A 17,086-nucleotide genomic window follows, 5' to 3' on the forward strand; every position below is an offset into this window, starting at 1 on the left:
GGCATACTTCTTATCATAAAAGAATCTAAAAGCTTAGCCAAAAGGATTAAATCTTTGCGTTTGCTGGTCTTGTAACGGCTGGTCAGAAGCCACGTGCGGTGCTTGATTTTGCGCTGATAGATTTGGCAAACGTACCGCCTTGACCGCTGTGCCATATACAAATAACTCAGCGGCACCTTGGGCAATGCTAGAAGTCGAAAAGCGCATCCCGACCACCGCATCTGCGCCCAATGCTTCCGCCTTTACCACCATACGCGCCACTGCTTCTTGCCGTGATTCTTCTAACAACTCGGTATAAGCAGTCAGCTCGCCACCAACAAGGTTTTTGATACCCGCAAATAAGTCCTTACCAACATGCTTTGAGCGCACCGTACTACCGTAAACCACGTCTAAACGCTCCGTGATTTGATAATTAGGCAAGTGCTCAAGGTTAGATAGTTGCACGGTCATGGTATTACCTTATTAATGACGTCTAAAATTGCTGATAGCAGGCGTAATTTATGGATCATACGTATAGAGTAATCATTGATATGGATTAATCGTTAGTATGAAACAATAAGAACAGCTCAGTTAAGTTGCCTTCGATACTGTTCGCCATTTGTGCCAATTTATCTTGATCCTCATGCATCTGCGCAATTTCAGGATCTTCATTATCAATGCCGCTGAGCACGATCATGGGTAAGGTCAATACGGCAACGTCTTCTTCGGTTTCGTCTTCAAACCACTCGCTCGCTTCATCACCATACATAGCATCAACAAAGCCAATCGACCATGCCACAATATCTGACTCATCTGAAAAATCGACTGCCTCGTCTTCATCGCCCGCCCCTTCATTAAACGGCAGGGTAATTGGCATCTCATTTTTAAGGTCATTCATAATATCATTGCGCCAGCGATGGATACAGTCGATCACGTTTTCTGGCACGTCTTTAACATGACCTTCAAACATCGCATCTATCCAATTAGGCAGTGCAGGTCCAATAACGGTAGCGGTCAAAAAACCATGGGCAGCAATATAATCTAGTACATATTCTTCTTCAGAATTGTCCAAAAAATAGGCTAATTCATCTAAGCTTATTGGGTTGCTCATGGGTTACTTATCCTTGGTTCGATAGATTATTAGTTACTAAATATGGCGAGTAAAAAAATAATGAGTAAAAATAAAGCTTTAAAAATTTATTAATTTTAATGCAGGATTTACGATTTAAAAAATTAACTCAGCTTAGCACTTAGATAATGAGAAGACTATCTTGTACGGCAGCCCTGATAATGACGACTACATATCATCATCCCAATCATCATCGCCGTCTTCATCAAAATCATCGATATCGTCTAGCTGGTCTTTTAATTCTTTAGCCAACCGTTTTTCTTCTAGCAGATTATCAATCAATCGGCGTTTCTCTAAACTGCTTAATCGTGTGCGTACGCTGGTTTCTGCCTCTTCAACCATCTTGGCATCATCGTCATCAGAAAACTCACCGTCAAAATCATCATCGATATCAGTATCACTCATGACAAACTCCTAAACCTGAACAAAAAATTAAAATAATTAGATACATACATGCCTTATAAAGTCTCTGTTCAACGTTGTCAATCATTTTTATATCTATGTTAAATTTGATTTTAAATTTAAAGAGACTTTGCGGGCAACCACAAGCGTTATTTATTCCGCTTCATTACCGCTTATCAAGACCGCATTACGGACATCAGTGAGGCGTTCCATAATGGCTGCGTTGCCACCATCGAAAACGGCACATTCACGCTCATACACCGTCGTTGGGCGCTTGAGATTATGTACTTGAACGTGGTTACCAATTTGTTTAAGTCCAGCATTTGGTAATAAGATCAGCATTTGCTCCTTTCTACCGATACTTTTGAGCAACTGTTTCATGGCAGGGGCTTGGGCTTCATCACTGACCCCAGCTTTAGCCGGTAGCGCAAAGCGTGATAGCTCAATGTGCTTCGTATGAATAATTTTATTCAGCATTAAGTACAGTTTGCCAAGCATGACGCCGGCAAGCGCCACTTTAGCCTGATTATTCTCGGCTTTAAGGACGACAACAGCGCCATTATCATCAAAATGTGGCTGATTGACGATACTCACGCCCGCCAATAACGGCTGCTTAAGCAATTCAATAAGCGCTTGATGCAGTAGTTGGGTACACAGCGCCAAATAAGGCAGACGCATTTCAGGCGTCAGACGCTCAAGCATCCGATATTCATCATGAAACATAATCTGCACGCTAACGCTATCAAAAGCACGGTTAGCAGATAATTTAGCGGTGTTAGCGATAAATTTATTGCCACTGTCTACTTGACCATGAGCATCGTCTGCTTGAGCGTCGGCATTATTATCATTATCATTATTATCAGTATTTTGCTGTGACTTGAGGTAAGCATTGACGCCACCATGAACGGCTGCGGTATCAATCCCAGTGTTAGGCTTGGTCGTACTCAGGCGTCCATTGCTGATATTGTCATTATCGCTGCCACGCGCCGATTGCTTACGGTGCAGATTATCAATATCACGACTGAGAGCATTGATTTGCTCTTTGGTTGGGCGGGCAATATAACCATAAGCCACCCAAAGCAATAGATGCAAAATCAGCGAACCAATGACAAATGGCCACTGCATGGCAATAATTTCACCTTTGCTAATGTCTTTTAGCGTCAATGCCACGCTGCCAATTACGGCATCGCCTTCGGTGGCAATCTGACTGATGGTAATGCCTTGTTGCATAGGCGCATTGCCTACTGGTACTAAAATATCGCCTTTACTGTCCTTAATGACCAAACGGGCGATATCCTGCTCGCTGGTATAACGATTGGCAATCACACTGAGGCTCACCCGATCTTTATTTTCTAAAGACAAACGCGCCTCGTCGATGAGCTGGGCAATCATTTGTTCGCCTTTTTGCTCACGACTTTTGGTCAATTGTTGGTCGGTGCTAATCACCAGCAGCAGAGTTTGCAAACAAAAACTGACCAAAATGATAATGGCAAACAGCCCTTGCCGCGGCGCTAAATACGTCATGATATCGTAAACTTTTTTTGAATAAGGAAAGTTAAAAAACGAGACGCTCGCTCATTTTCTGGAAAAATATACTACCAATAAGCTTCAGCTAAATCTCTTTAGCGGGTTCTACTGATTTTGCCTACTATAGCATCATAATGCCGGTTAGAGATGCCGTTATAGATTCCGTCATGATAACGCTTTTATCATCTATTTTTTACCTTAATCAGCATTAATGTCTTAATTAATGCTGATATTAGCCGTTGAAGGAGACTAAAAAATACTTCATGGGTCATCTATAGGCGAGGCACGGTAAAACTGTTATTATTCCTAATCTTATTTGAGCACACAAGGGACAATTGAGCCATGCCAAAAAATACGCCTTACTCGTTACCAAAAGACAGCAAAGCTTGGCAACAAGCCGTCGATTCTGTCGCTTCTTTGTTACCTGAGGATATTAATGTACGAGATTTTGACGCATTGCAGTCCCTACCCATTTTTGCACTCATCGTGGTTTTGCCTGCGCATGTCTCGGCGCTTGATATTCATCAGTATGTGCAATCGTGGGTCGATAAGCAGCCCAATTGGCATTTGGTGACAGTAGCCGAAGATAAAGAGGCAAACTTTGTTGACATTACTATTGATACTGCCGCAGTAGACCGTATCTCTGGTTTGGGCACTATCTCTGATACTGCGCCTACACAGCCGTTTGTTCCTGCACAAGTGTTCCGTTATTTGCTCGTACCCGTCACCGCAACGCTGATGCATCCTGCTAAAAAGACGGCTGCCGCGCACATTATTGACGAGCAACTTACCAGTAGTTTGCGTCGTGATTTAGCAGAAGATTATAATAACAATCATCCTGATGCTCAAAATGTCGCATTAGATAGCTTAAGTCTAGTCGATTGCCATATTTTATCTGTCGGGCATATGCTACGTACCCATAAGCTGATTTGTTTTGATATGGATTCTACTTTGATTGAACAAGAAGTCATCGTTGAGCTGGCAAAAGTCGTCGGCGTTGGTGAGCAAGTCGAAAGCATTACCGAAGCGGCGATGCGCGGCGAAATTGATTTTGATGATTCTTTTGCTCAACGTGTGGCGCTGTTAAAAGGGGTGCCGACGACGGTGCTTGATGAGATTTGCGTGCGCTTAACGCTATCTACAGGTGCGCGTACCACTATCAGCGCCTTTAAAGCTTTAGGCTATCATACCGTTTTAGTGTCGGGTGGCTTTACCTATTTTGCACGTTATATCGCGGAGCAATTAGGGATCGATGAAGTGCATGCCAATCATTTGGATATTGAAGATGGTGAAGTCACCGGTCATGTACAGTTGCCGATTCTTAATGGCAATAAAAAGGCGGCTATCGCCACGCATACTGCCGAACGGTTGGGTTTTGATATGTCCGAAGTGGTTTGCGTGGGCGATGGTGCTAATGACTTACCGATGATGGCACTTGCGGATTTAGGCGTGGCGTATAATGCCAAGCCTATCGTACAAGCACGTGCGGATGCAGCGGTCAACGTCACGGGTCTCGAAGGTGTACTGTATGCGCTTGGCTATCCTGCACTTATTCCTACAAAATAAAGCGGTTTAATAACGCTTATTTTATTAATCTTATTTAATTACTCTTACTTGTTTAAAATATCTCAGATATCGCCATTTTGCATAGCAGTACTTCGTATAGCATAACTTTGCATAGCAATAAGCTGAGTGAGCGACTTTATCGCTGATTCAGCTTATTCATTTTTATCCTCTTTCCCTTATTATTTTTGCTTATTTTTAAAAAGGAATGTCCATGACGGCATCATCACCACGCCCAGATTCGCCGTCGCCGAATCCGCAGGTAGAGCCTACTCCTGCACATAAAGTTCACGTGCACCATGATAGCCCCAAAGAGTTGCTAGGGATTTATATTAAAGGTATGACCATGGGCGCAGCCGACATTGTACCCGGTGTCTCAGGTGGCACGATTGCCCTGATTGCAGGTATCTATGAGCGCTTGATTAATGCGCTGAGTAGTATTGGTCCTAGCCTGTGGCATACTTTTCGTAAAGACGGTGGCTTTAAAGGCTTATTGGCTGTTTGGCGACAGGTCGATGCCACCTTTTTATTGTGTTTGGTCGCCGGTATCGCGACCAGTTTAGTGACTTTAGCAGGGTCAATAAAATATCTGTTGGATAATGAACCATTATTGATTTGGTCATTTTTCTTTGGATTAGTGGCGACGACGGTGGTTCTTTTATTAACGGAGATTAAGCGTTGGACGCTGGCAAGGGTGGGTTTATTTATCGTTGGTATGGTTGCCGCCATTATTATTAGTAGTCTGCCGATGTTTAGCACCACGCCAAGCTTGCTGTATTTATTTTTTGCAGGGGCTATTGCCATTTGTGCGATGATATTGCCCGGTATTTCGGGGTCATTTATCTTACTATTATTGGGCGCTTATGACACGGTGTTAGAAGCTGTTCATACTTTTAATTTCACGATTATTTTTACCTTAATGGCAGGTATGGTCACAGGACTACTACTGTTTACTCGTATACTGAAGTGGCTGTTGTCACGCTATTACCACGCCACCTTGGCACTATTAACAGGCTTTATTGCCGGCTCTTTGGTCAAAGTATGGCCGTGGAAAACCGATGTCTTAGGTACGCTTACCAGCGACGCCATTCATAATGTCGCACCGTGGCACTACCCTACGGGCTCACATTGGGGCATGACGTTGGGCTTAATGGTATTAGGCGCAATTTTAGTATCCGCGCTGTCGTGGTGGGGTCATCAAAGCAGTAGCGAATAATCTGTAAGAATTTTTAGTCAGCCATTATCTATAATAAGATAAATGGTACATTTTTTTATCATAGACTTATTCTTATTGTTACACGATGCTTAATGGTATCTACGTCATTTCTAATGAATCTATAGTAAAAAATAGTTTATAATTTAATGATATGACTACATAGTTTCAGTAATAATTGTTATAAAGTACATCTGATTTTATCCCTTATTTTTTAGGAGTTTGGCTATGTTTACTATTCCTGTTCTAGATGTTAAATCTGATCCATTAGACGTCTTGCTTGCTGCCATTGGCTACCGTTTATCGATGCTTGCCAGTAGCGACAATGAAGCGTTCAAAAAATTACTCACAGACAAAAAAGCAGTGATTGAATTTGCCAGTAACGAATCTGATGTGGCGCGTTATTTTAGCTTTGACAACGGTCAGTTCAGCCAACACCGTGGACATGCCGATGAACCCACACTGACCATTACCTTTAAAGATTCTATGACTGGCGTTAAGCTACTCACCAAAGGCGATCTGTCGGCATTTATGACCGCAGTTCAAGACAAAGAATTGAGTATCGAGGGCGAATACACCCTACTGATGTGGTTCAATAAATTGGCAAAACATATCGTGCCCGCCATACCTGAAGAGCTAAAACCGCATATCGAACGTGTAAAGCCTTATGCGTATAAAGCCCAGCAATGTGCGGAACATTGGATTGGTGTTGCTAAATATAAATTGGGTAAATAGATTTTTTATTATTAATGCTCATTAGCTTAATGTCCATTAGCAACCTGTAATGCAGCTCTGCTTTTTATATTAAGGTTGCGGTATACTACGGTTATCGCAGCTTTTTTTATGCGCTTTATATTGCCAATTTATGTCATGTTTGGTGGTTTAAGCGGGCGCTGATTTCGTTTCACCCCTTTATCATTGATTTAATATTCCCATTTTTCCTCATACTTATTATAAAAGGATTTTACTCATGGCAGGATTGCTTTCAATCACAGAACCTACCGCTAATGATACCAATGCCACCACCACGCCCGCAGCTGATTTTTTTGCAAACGCTCCTGCCGTAACAGAAACTACTACGCCTATTCAACGCAGCCGTGAACAAATTGCCGAATTGTTTGAGTTGCCATTGATGGATTTATTACTCCAAGCGCAAACCATTCATCGTCAGCATTTCAACGCCAATGAGGTACAAATCAGTACCTTATTATCGATTAAAACGGGAAATTGCCCTGAAGATTGTGGTTATTGCTCACAGTCCGGTCATCACCGTGATAAAACCAAATTAGAAGCTGAAAAACGTATCGACGTTGATAAGGTCATTGCTGCCGCAAAACGCGCTAAAGCCACTGGTTCATCACGCTTTTGTATGGGCGCAGCGTGGAAGCATCCAAGCGCTAAAGATATGCCGTATGTGGTTGAGCTGATTAAAGAAGTCAAAGATTTAGGCTTAGAAACCTGCATGACCTTGGGTATGCTCGATGCGGATCAAGCCACGCAATTGGCGGATGCGGGATTGGATTATTACAATCATAATTTGGACACTTCAAGACGCTACTATGAGCAAGTGGTCAGCACGCGCAGCTACGATGACCGACTAAATACGCTTGATAATGTGCGTAATTCTGGCATTAATGTGTGTAGTGGTAATATCGTTGGTATGGGTGAAAGTCGTGACGACCGTATCGACTGGGTACATGAGCTGCTCAAAATGCCAAAAGCACCTGAGTCGATTCCTGTGAATCTGCTCGTGCCTATTGCCGGTACGCCTATTGGTGATAAAGTATTGGCAGAAGGCGGCTTGTCCGTTCTTGAATGGATTCGTACCATTGCAGTCACGCGTATTTGTTGTCCAAGCAGCTATGTGCGTCTGTCCGCTGGACGCGAAAGTTTATCCGATGCTGAGCAATCGCTCGCCTTTATGGCAGGTGCTAATTCGTTCTTTTACGGTGATAAGCTGCTAACGACAGGTAACGCTAGCCAATCAGGCGATGATAGATTGATGCGCGAACTTGGGCTGACCAAGCAATTTGCCGCGCCAAGAGCACCAAAATTATTACCCGTTCTTGATGCCGTTAGTGGTCATGAATCACAAATGGTATTGGCAGATTAATGATAAATCACGTTTAAGCTTAGCAATGTTTTGATTTCGAACAATAGTTTCTAAGTTCAAACAATAATGATTGCTAAACTTGCTGCGTTTCCTTACCTTAATTTTCATCCCATACAGATTATCGCGAGCACAAGAGATTCACATGGTAGATTATTTTAACTGGATTAAAGCGGCACATATTATCTCAGTGGTCACTTGGTTTGCGGCGATTTTCTACTTGCCGCGCTTATATGTGTATCATGCCATGAGTGATGATAAAATCAGTCACGAGCGCTTTATTATCATGGAGCGTAAACTGTATCGCGGTATTATGACGCCATCTATGATAGCCACTTGGGCGTTTGGATTATGGATGGTATTTTTGGGTTGGGATACGTATAAAACCCAAGGTTGGCTACACCTAAAGCTTGTCTTAGTGGTGCTATTGTCGGGATATCATGGCGCGTGCGGTTTTTATCGTAAAAAGCTGGTGGGTAATCCGCAATATAAATCACATGTGTTTTGGCGATGGTTTAATGAAGTGCCAGTTTTTGCGTTGGTCGCTATCGTCATTTTAGTCGTAGTGAAACCTTTTTAAGCTCTATTTTAAATTTGGTTAAACACTTTAAAAGCAAAAATCCTGCATGACCACTTATGGCGATGCAGGATTTTTTATGCGCTTTATTCAGGATAGCTATTAATTAAGTGGGACGTATAATTTGGTAAACATGGCTCAAATCATACACTCGATAGCGTGCCGGTTCTTTTCGACTCTCACCAGCGTAGCTTAATATGAGCGCTTGCTTCGCCGATTGATCTACCCAACCGACAAATAAGCCACTGTGCTCAATATCGTTATAGCCATGATTGATATAATACAGCCAATCACCAACCTGAATCTCGCCACTATTGACATAAGGACCTTCGGCATAAGCGCCTTTATGTACGGTACTACGGTTCACGCCAGCGCGATTAAAGACCGCATTGAGATAATCCCAGCAGCCGCCTTTAATAACGGTGCGCTCATTAAGCGACATGGTGCGCGCCATACTGATGACCTCACGCGCCGCCCTACTGCTCTGCTTTTCAGCGCGGCTTAATAATGGCAAATGGGCGCTATCAACATTATCATAACTGCCAGTTATAGAACCACCTGACAAAAATGCCGGCAATACGCTTGGCGCTTGGCGTTTTACTTCCGGATAACGAGCGGCGGTATTGATAACGGGTGTAGGTATAACTTGTTGCTTATACGCCTGTTGTTTATAAGCTTGTGGTTTATAGACCGTTGCCTTATTACTAGACGCAGCATTGATATTATTAGTAGCCGTAGTCGTTGGCGCATTCATGCGTACACGCTGAATGGTTGAGCGGGTGCTGACGCGAGCAGCAGGTACGGCAAGCTCGGGTTGGGCAGATTTTTGTGTGATAAGCGTGCTCATACTGTCAGCATATACCTGAACACTGGTCGTTGCCAATACTACGAACAGCGCCGTGGTTGGTATTTTTTTTAAGCTAGGTTGTGCTTGCAAATAACGAGATGGGGCTGAGCATAAATGATGAACAAACGCCAGTTTATGTGAGGCGGTAACCGACAAACAAGACATGACACGCTCCTTTTAGGACAGCAACAATGGCAGCAACTATAAGCCAAAACTATAAAATCAATCGCCTCTAGTTATAAACCATTTCGGCAGGAGACTGCAAGCGCTATTCATGAGTGGCAGGCGCTAAAAAGTAGGCAGAAGGAGATAAAGGGTAGGAAGAGAAATACAGAGGATTACAAATAAAAAGGAATATTGCGTAAAAAGCAGGGTGAGTCGTGACTCATTTTAATTTAATCGTTACTCATTTTAATCGTGACATGACGTTTATTCAGCGTTTGTCCTTGTAGGATAGCTTTGGTCGCTTGCGCTTCTTTCTCATTATCAAAACCGCTGATACGATATTTATGGATATGATGAACATCCATAATCTGTAGCTGTTCGCCCTCTAGCGTGATGGTGTCGCCATCAGCGAGATGAATATGAGCACGCTTGCCTTGATTATCATGTACCAGCTCGTTACAACGTACCCATAATATGCCACTGCTAATCTGACCACTCATGGCTTTTTTATGGTTTTGCCGTTGCCGATTAAAAATAAAACTACCAATAATTAGCAGAGCAAGCGCACCAATAGACCAGCGAACGGGCAATAAACTCATTGCCAGCGCCACAGCCACCGCGCCTACCAATAACGCTGCACCAAACCAGAACAACCCATTGTCTAATGCTTGGGGTTGCCCTTGTAAGGTAATCTTTGCACCGTCATCAGTCAGTTTCAGCATACGTGACTACCAGCCTAACGCTGTTTTTTGCATTTGGACAAGCTCAGCAATGCCTTTTTCCGCAAGAATGAGCATGTCATCGGCTTGCGCACGAGTGAACGGCTTTTCTTCAGCCGTACCTTGCAGCTCAATAAACTCACCCTTTTGAGTCATCACCACGTTTAAATCGGTATCACAGCTGGCATCTTCTTCGTAGTTTAAATCCAGATAAGCTTTGCCATCTTTCATACCGACAGATACCGCAGCAACCAAACCAATTAAAGGATCAGCTTTTAATTTTTTGGTTTTTTGAAGGCTTTCTAACGCATCAATTAAAGCAATAGCCGCGCCTGTTACACTGGCGGTGCGCGTACCACCATCAGCTTGTAACACATCACAATCGAGATAAATAGTATTTTCACCAAGTTTACTCAAATCAATCATCGCGCGTAAGCTACGACCAATTAAGCGCTGAATTTCTTGGGTACGACCAGACTGCTTACCACGAGCCGCTTCGCGTTGGTTACGGGTATTGGTTGCGCGTGGCAACATACCGTATTCAGCGGTAATCCAGCCTTTACCTTTGCCTTTTAACCAGCGTGGAACGCCCGACTCAACACTGGCAGTACACAATACTTTGGTATCGCCAAAGCTGACCAACACTGAGCCTTCGGCATGCTTGGTATAGTGGCGCTCAAAGGTAATCGAGCGAAGTTGGTCAAGCTCACGGTTATCAATACGCATAAAAATTCCTAGTACGATGTTGTAAAAGCAGTGTGGTAAAAACAAACAGTCTAGCCATTAAATCATTCAATAATAAAACATTATCAGACAATATAGCAGACTTAAATATTGAGGTATCCTAACGTGACAACGGCATAATAGCAAGATAAGTGCTTACGATTACACGGTATTTTTGGCAAAAGTTATCGTTAAAACTAAAAAAGACAAAGACGATTTCGCCTTTATCTTTTGAATTTTATGTGAATAATTAGCAAGATTAGGCTAGCAGATTAATCCAAGCCTTCCATTTTGCGTAATTCTTTACGCAAGATTTTACCCACATTTGATTTGGGTAACTCGTCAACGAATTGTACGTGACGCGGACGCTTATAGCCGGTCAAATTCTTTTTGCCAAAATCGAGTAGTTCTTGTTCAGTGACTTCGCCTTTTTTGACCACAAAAATCTTCGGATCTTCACCGCGCTCTGCACTTGGAATACCAATCGCGCCGCACTCTTTTACCGCCGGATGCTCGCTCATGATTTCTTCAATCTCATTCGGATAGACATTAAAGCCCGATACCAAAATCATGTCTTTTTTGCGATCGACAATTTTAGTAAAGCCTTTGTCATCCATAATACCGATGTCGCCCGTTTTTAGGTAACCAGTCGCTGTGAACGTTTCCGCGGTTTCATCAGGGCGATTTTGATAGCCAATCATCACTTGCGGACCTTTGACACAAATCTCACCGCGCTCACCGATAGCCACTTCATTTTCATCGTCGTCGATTAATATGATGTCAGTGCTAGAGGCTGGAATACCAATTTTGCCAGTAAATTCTGCAATGGTCATCGGATTAAATGCCACTACTGGCGAGGTTTCAGACAAGCCATAACCTTCAACAATCGGTAAACCGGTGATTTTATGCCACTCTTTTGCGACACTAGGCAATACGGACGTGCCACCACCAATCGCGGCTTTTAAGTTAGAGAAATCTAAGGCAGCAAAGCTTTCTTTATTGACCAAGCCATTAAATAACGTATTAACGGCAGGAATAAAGGAGGGTTTATATTTCGCCATTTCTTTAATCAAACCGTCCAAATCGCGCGGATTAGGAATCAATAATCCGGCATAACCTTGATACATACCATACATACCGCAAACCATAAAGGAGAACACATGATACAGCGGCAGCGCGGTCAAAATCACATCATTAGCATTGGCATCGTCGTCAAAAGCGCTGTCCATCAAGGCGCTAATCTGTAGCATATTGGCAACCAAGTTACCGTGTGACAGCATGGCGCCTTTTGCCACGCCCGTTGTGCCGCCAGTATATTGCAATAATGCCACATCACTTAAATTCAAATCTGGGCGTTTGTATTTACTAGCTGATACGCTATTTAGGGCTTCTTTAAAGCTGTTGCTCTCTGGCAAGTTATAAGACGGAATCATTTTTTTAACATGACGGGCGACGAGGTTAACGACGGTGCCTTTGAGCAGTCCTAACATATCACCAAGCTTGCAGACAATAACGTTTTTAACTTTACTTTTATTAGTGGCTTCTTGATAAGTCTTGGCAAAATTTTCGACAATAAATAAGGCTTTCACGCCGCTATCGTCAAGCTGATGCGACAATTCACGACTGGTATATAGCGGATTGACATTCACTAAAATCATGCCCGCACGCAAAATACCCAGTGCAACGATAGGATACTGCAAAATATTGGGCATCATCACGCCCACTTTATCGCCTTTTGCTAAGCCTAATGACTGCAAATAGCTGGCAATCTGGCGACTGTATAAATCCAATTGCTTAAAACTAATTGAGGCACCCATACAAATATAAGCGGGTTTTTGTCCATAACGACGAAAGTTACGCTCAAAGACTTCTAGTAGTGAGGTATTGTCTTCAGGCATATCAATAGTGGCGCTGATGCCATATCGCTCATAAGCGGCAAGCCATGGACGATCGCTTGGAATATCGGGCATGGTCGGAAAAGCATTTGTCTCTGCCAATGACTGAGCGCGATGCACTTTTGCTGCGTTGCCTTTGTTTGGCTGGCGGGCAGTCGTTTCTTGATTGGTGCTATTTTTTTTATGAGAACTTTGGTTATTGGCAGTATCAGTCATAACTTTTCCTAAATGGTACATTTAAAGACATAGAATAATCTAATGAGGGAGCAAATACAGTGCTGGTTAGTGATTATTTGTGAACCGAACGTCATTATTCACCGTATTCTACGCTAGAAAAGCGCTTCTTAAAACGAGGATAATTGAGTGTCAGTGCGGCACTCAACTATAGATAACGTAAATATACGCCGTAACGCTAATAATAAAAAAGGATAAGGTCACACAGTGGCGACTTTATCCTTTTTCCATGAGCAAATAAGCGCTTGTTTTTTAACCGCTAACTATTGCTTAGCGTGACGGTCTGCTTCAAGTTTACGCAAATCTTTATGTAAGATTTTACCGACGTTCGACTTTGGCAGCTCATCGATAAACTCAACATAACGTGGACGCTTATAGCCCGTTAGATGCTCTTTCGCATAGGCGTGTACTTCTTCTTCCGTCAAGCTCGCATCTCGACGTACCACAAAAATCTTAGGCACTTCGCCACTTTTATCGTCTTCAACACCGATGACACCGCACTCTAGAATCTTATGACAACCCGCCATGACCTCTTCGACTTCATTGGGATAGACATTAAAACCGGATACCAAAATCATGTTCTTTTTACGATCAACGATGCTGATATAACCATTTTCATCCATAATACCGATATCACCGGTACGGAAAAACCCATCACTGGTCATTGATTCTGCTGTTGCATCATCACGCTTCCAATAACCTTTCATGACTTGCGGACCACGCACGCCAATTTCACCACGTTCGCCCAATGCCACTTCGTTACCCACATCATCTAAAATAGCAACATCAGTCGCTGGCATCGGTACGCCAATAGTGCCACTAAAAGTCGCGCTATTAATAGGATTGGCGGTGGCTACTGGAGATGTTTCCGATAATCCGTAGCCTTGGACGATAATATTGCCCGTTATTTGACGCCATTTTTCTGCAGTCGAGCTCACTACTGCCATGCCTCCGCCCATCGTTACGCGCAACTTACTATGATCCAACGCCTTAAACTCTTCATTATTAGCAAGGGCATTAAATAGCGTATTAACAGCAGGGAAAAGTGCAGGTGGATGTTCTTTATACGCTTTTAATAAGCTGTCAATATCACGCGGATTAGGAATCAATAAGCCGACACAGCCACGATATAGACCAAACATCCCACAAAGGGTAAATGAGAAAATATGATACAGCGGTAAAGCTGTCATAATCACTGCCTGCTCGCCACTTTTGTCAAACTCATCAAAGGCACTACCTAAAAAGGTATTGCACTGAATGAGGTTAGCTACCAAGTTTTTATGGGTCAGCATTGCCCCTTTAGCGACGCCTGTCGTGCCGCCGGTATATTGCAATACAGCAACATCATCAAGGGTGATATTGGTTGGACGCTTATATTGGCTTATCGTTACTTGCTTAATCATGCTGTTAAAGCTAACACTACCCGCTATTTTATATTTAGGCACCAGTTTTTTGACATAGCGAACAACCGTATTAACCATGAAGCCTTTCAGCGTACCCATCAAATCGCCCATACCCGTGATCACCACATGATCCACGATATTACGACCAATATCTTGATAAGTTTTGGCAAAGTTTTCCACTAAAATAAGTGCTTTTGCCTCAGAGTCTATCAACTGATGCTCAAGCTCTTTGGTGGTGTATAACGGATTCACATTCACTAAGGTCAAGCCAGCGCGCAGCACACCAATAATGGTAACTGGTAATTGTAAAACATTGGGCATCATGACCGCGACTTTATCGCCTTTAACCAAGCCTAATGACTGCAGGTATGCTGCCACTTGCTGGCTGTATAAATCTACTTCCTGAAAGGTCAACTCAGAACCCATACACACAAAAGCAGTTTTATTGCCATTTTTCGCAAAGCTTTGTTCAAAAATATCAATCAGCGAGGTATTATCCGCAGGCAGCTTGATATCATATGTCAGCCCAAGCGCCTCATAAGTTTTTAGCCAAACTTTATCGTTATGTCGAATTAAATGGTCTTGATTGTCCATAATCTTGTTTCTCCTCAAAAATGCTGCAATGGGCAGTAAATATACATTTGTTCTTTAACATACACACTTTACTAAGCGGACTCAATACAAAAGATTGCTATGAGCGTTCGTAAATAAATCGCAACGCTCATACTGTGTCTATTCAAGGCTGCAAGGCATCGGCAAGTTCAGTCAAGCCAATAAAACTGCGCCGTAAGCCATTAGGGTCAGTAACGGCTTTTTGCTTAAGGCTTTGGGTAGCAAGAGCGCGGCTGTCTTTATATTGCCAGTTATTAATATAAGGGCTCTGCTGCAAGCGTTGCCCAAACCCTGCGACGGCTATGGCAAATTGCGTATCAGGATAAGCATTGCTTAGTGGCGTTGCTTTGTTCAACGCATTGATGGGCAAATCGACCAACTGTGAGTTGGCGTTTTGCGTGGCTTTATAGCGTATTTTTAAGAAACCTAACTCTTGATTATTAATATTTTTTGCGAGCATGGAGTTGCTTTTATTAGGGGCATTGTCTGGATAACGGCGCGGGTTAAAACTACCCACCTGCCCTGTTGGGGTAATCTCAAACAATGCCACGACCGCCTTGCCCGCACCCAGCTCACCGGCATCGACTTTATCATTATTAAAATCTTCTTCGGCAAGCACGCGATTTTCATAACCAATCAAGCGCCACTCTTCCACTTGTGCCGGATTAAATTCAATCTGCACTTTCACATCATGCGCGACGGTATTAAAGGTTGCTGCCAGCTCATCGCTTAATACTTTTTTGGCTTCAGCTAGGCTGTCAATATAACTGTAATTACCATTACCGCTGTCTGCCATTTGCTCCATCATATAATCGTTGAGATTACCACGCCCAAAGCCAATGGTCGATAAGGAAATACCGCGATTACGATTGGCTTTTACCAAGTCGAGCATGTCATCAACGTCACTAATACCAACGTTAAAATCGCCATCGGTCAACATTAAGATACGATTGATACTGCCTTTTTTTAAGGACTTGCTGGCCTCATTATAAGCAAGTTTCAGCGCATCTTCGCCATTGGTACTGCCTTCAGCACGCAAGCCATTAATAGCGGCTTGAATGGTTGCCGTTTTATCACCGCGCGTTGCAGGCAATACAACCTCGGTACTGCCCGAATAGCTGACAATGCTAATCGTATCTTCAGCGCGTAACTGCTTGGCTAATAAGTTTAATGTTGCCTGCGCCAATGGCAATTTGTCTTGTGATTGCATTGAGCCTGAAGTATCAACTAAAAATACCAAATTAGCGGGCGGCAACGACGTATTTTTTTGCCCAAATTGTGCCGTATCGATGGCTTTGATACCTACTTTTAATATTTGATTATTTTGTCCGACTTTATCCCAAGGTGACTCGACCACTTCCGTTTCAACGATAAAGGGCGCACGATTTAGACGCTGCGCATTTGAGAATTGATATGGAAAATAATTAATCACCTCCTCAACCCGCACCGCATTTTTTGGTGGCAATTGTCCCTCATTTAGATAGCGACGCACATTAGCATAACTACCCGTATCCGTATCAATAGATAACGTGGCAACCGGCATATCAGCGGTACGATGAATGGGGTTTGCGACGTTTTTTTGATAATTATCGCGCATCTCTGGTATTGGCATTTTTGGTAATGGCATACCTTGTGGGATATAACTGGTGGAGCGTGTCAGCATATCGGCGCTGCTAACGACTGTAGGCGCTGCCATCTCAATCATAGGGGCGACCTTTGAGACGACCGCATTTGTAGACTCTTGGTTCACCATATCACGAGTTGGTTCAGCCATAGGTTTACTCATCTGTTGGGTGCTACAAGCACTCAGTCCTATACCAGTAATGGTACTTATTAATAATGCGCTACCCGCCGCTTTATGAGTATATAGACGAGATAAGGAAATCGATAACATAAGCAGCATCCTTGTTATTGCAGTCAGATCAGCGGCAATTTATTCACCTAGCAGCCAACCACATTATTATCATAATAAAATTAACTATACTTAA

At 43.0% G+C, this 17,086-nt stretch carries 15 protein-coding genes; 5 read left to right on the forward strand and 10 right to left on the reverse strand.

The window, feature by feature from the left end; all coding sequences use genetic code 11:
- Nucleotides 1-33: 33 nt before the first annotated feature.
- The 4 genes from AOC03_RS04795 to AOC03_RS04810 form a co-directional block, all read right to left on the reverse strand.
- Complete coding sequence (locus AOC03_RS04795) at nt 34-444, reverse strand: YbjQ family protein (RefSeq protein WP_420480453.1); 411 nt, start codon at nt 442-444, stop codon at nt 34-36.
- 91 nt (nt 445-535) lie between these two features.
- The gene (locus AOC03_RS04800) at nt 536-1,090 is read right to left on the reverse strand and encodes a YecA family protein (protein ID WP_062533842.1); all 555 of its coding nucleotides are present in this window, start codon (nt 1,088-1,090) and stop codon (nt 536-538) included.
- A 186-nt stretch (nt 1,091-1,276) separates the two neighbouring features.
- Nucleotides 1,277-1,513, reverse strand: coding sequence for a hypothetical protein (locus AOC03_RS04805; protein ID WP_062533843.1), 237 nt, complete (start codon nt 1,511-1,513; stop codon nt 1,277-1,279).
- A gap of 150 nt (nt 1,514-1,663) precedes the next feature.
- Nucleotides 1,664-3,034 (reverse strand): hypothetical protein, encoded by a 1,371-nt coding sequence (locus tag AOC03_RS04810; protein ID WP_062533844.1) that lies wholly within the window; start codon nt 3,032-3,034, stop codon nt 1,664-1,666.
- A gap of 345 nt (nt 3,035-3,379) precedes the next feature.
- On the opposite strand from AOC03_RS04810, the gene serB reads away from it, so the two are divergent.
- The 5 genes from serB (at nt 3,380) to hemJ (ending at nt 8,503) form a co-directional block, all read left to right on the forward strand.
- Entirely contained in the window at nt 3,380-4,603 is a 1,224-nt protein-coding gene (gene serB, locus AOC03_RS04815) for a phosphoserine phosphatase SerB (protein WP_062533845.1), read from the forward strand.
- A 211-nt stretch (nt 4,604-4,814) separates the two neighbouring features.
- Nucleotides 4,815-5,816 carry a DUF368 domain-containing protein gene (locus AOC03_RS04820; RefSeq protein WP_062533846.1) on the forward strand — a complete coding sequence of 334 codons (1,002 nt, stop codon included), beginning with the start codon at nt 4,815-4,817 and terminating at the stop codon, nt 5,814-5,816.
- A 225-nt stretch (nt 5,817-6,041) separates the two neighbouring features.
- Nucleotides 6,042-6,548: a hypothetical protein gene (locus AOC03_RS04825; protein WP_062533847.1), complete on the forward strand. Its 507-nt coding sequence runs from the start codon at nt 6,042-6,044 to the stop codon at nt 6,546-6,548.
- 397 nt (nt 6,549-6,945) lie between these two features.
- A complete protein-coding gene (gene bioB / locus AOC03_RS04830; RefSeq protein ID WP_237182081.1) occupies nt 6,946-7,926 on the forward strand; it encodes a biotin synthase BioB in 981 nt (326 codons plus the stop codon).
- 142 nt (nt 7,927-8,068) lie between these two features.
- Entirely contained in the window at nt 8,069-8,503 is a 435-nt protein-coding gene (gene hemJ / locus AOC03_RS04835; protein WP_062533849.1) for a protoporphyrinogen oxidase HemJ, read from the forward strand.
- A 103-nt stretch (nt 8,504-8,606) separates the two neighbouring features.
- Here hemJ and AOC03_RS04840 read toward each other — a convergent pair whose 3' ends face one another.
- From AOC03_RS04840 to AOC03_RS04865, 6 genes are all read right to left on the reverse strand, one after another.
- Nucleotides 8,607-9,512 carry a hypothetical protein gene (locus AOC03_RS04840; protein WP_227514289.1) on the reverse strand — a complete coding sequence of 302 codons (906 nt, stop codon included), beginning with the start codon at nt 9,510-9,512 and terminating at the stop codon, nt 8,607-8,609.
- A 230-nt stretch (nt 9,513-9,742) separates the two neighbouring features.
- Nucleotides 9,743-10,234 (reverse strand): hypothetical protein, encoded by a 492-nt coding sequence (locus tag AOC03_RS04845; protein ID WP_062533850.1) that lies wholly within the window; start codon nt 10,232-10,234, stop codon nt 9,743-9,745.
- 6 nt (nt 10,235-10,240) lie between these two features.
- Entirely contained in the window at nt 10,241-10,957 is a 717-nt protein-coding gene (gene rph / locus AOC03_RS04850) for a ribonuclease PH (protein ID WP_062533851.1), read from the reverse strand.
- Between the two features lie 269 nt (nt 10,958-11,226).
- On the reverse strand, nt 11,227-12,924 hold the full coding sequence (locus tag AOC03_RS04855; protein WP_062536494.1) for an AMP-binding protein: 1,698 nt from the start codon (nt 12,922-12,924) through the stop codon (nt 11,227-11,229).
- Nucleotides 12,925-13,346: 422 nt separating this feature from the next.
- Nucleotides 13,347-15,080: an AMP-binding protein gene (locus tag AOC03_RS04860; protein WP_062533852.1), complete on the reverse strand. Its 1,734-nt coding sequence runs from the start codon at nt 15,078-15,080 to the stop codon at nt 13,347-13,349.
- A 142-nt stretch (nt 15,081-15,222) separates the two neighbouring features.
- Complete coding sequence (locus tag AOC03_RS04865) at nt 15,223-16,992, reverse strand: vWA domain-containing protein (RefSeq protein ID WP_062533853.1); 1,770 nt, start codon at nt 16,990-16,992, stop codon at nt 15,223-15,225.
- Nucleotides 16,993-17,086: the final 94 nt, after the last annotated feature.

The organism is Psychrobacter urativorans (assembly GCF_001298525.1).
GTDB lineage: Bacteria > Pseudomonadota > Gammaproteobacteria > Pseudomonadales > Moraxellaceae > Psychrobacter > Psychrobacter urativorans_A.

Bases quoted from the DNA above. Each gene is read 5' to 3' on its own strand.
- AOC03_RS04800 (WP_062533842.1), bottom strand. From the start codon at position 1,090: ATGAGCAACCCAATAAGCTTAGATGAATTAGCCTATTTTTTGGACAAT.
- AOC03_RS04805 (WP_062533843.1), bottom strand. From the start codon at position 1,513: ATGAGTGATACTGATATCGATGATGATTTTGACGGTGAGTTTTCTGAT.
- AOC03_RS04810 (WP_062533844.1), bottom strand. From the start codon at position 3,034: ATGACGTATTTAGCGCCGCGGCAAGGGCTGTTTGCCATTATCATTTTG.
- serB (WP_062533845.1), top strand. From the start codon at position 3,380: ATGCCAAAAAATACGCCTTACTCGTTACCAAAAGACAGCAAAGCTTGG.
- AOC03_RS04820 (WP_062533846.1), top strand. From the start codon at position 4,815: ATGACGGCATCATCACCACGCCCAGATTCGCCGTCGCCGAATCCGCAG.
- AOC03_RS04825 (WP_062533847.1), top strand. From the start codon at position 6,042: ATGTTTACTATTCCTGTTCTAGATGTTAAATCTGATCCATTAGACGTC.
- bioB (WP_237182081.1), top strand. From the start codon at position 6,946: ATGGATTTATTACTCCAAGCGCAAACCATTCATCGTCAGCATTTCAAC.
- hemJ (WP_062533849.1), top strand. From the start codon at position 8,069: ATGGTAGATTATTTTAACTGGATTAAAGCGGCACATATTATCTCAGTG.
- AOC03_RS04840 (WP_227514289.1), bottom strand. From the start codon at position 9,512: ATGTCTTGTTTGTCGGTTACCGCCTCACATAAACTGGCGTTTGTTCAT.
- AOC03_RS04845 (WP_062533850.1), bottom strand. From the start codon at position 10,234: ATGCTGAAACTGACTGATGACGGTGCAAAGATTACCTTACAAGGGCAA.
- rph (WP_062533851.1), bottom strand. From the start codon at position 10,957: ATGCGTATTGATAACCGTGAGCTTGACCAACTTCGCTCGATTACCTTT.
- AOC03_RS04855 (WP_062536494.1), bottom strand. From the start codon at position 12,924: ATGCCCGATATTCCAAGCGATCGTCCATGGCTTGCCGCTTATGAGCGA.
- AOC03_RS04860 (WP_062533852.1), bottom strand. From the start codon at position 15,080: ATGGACAATCAAGACCATTTAATTCGACATAACGATAAAGTTTGGCTA.
- AOC03_RS04865 (WP_062533853.1), bottom strand. From the start codon at position 16,992: ATGTTATCGATTTCCTTATCTCGTCTATATACTCATAAAGCGGCGGGT.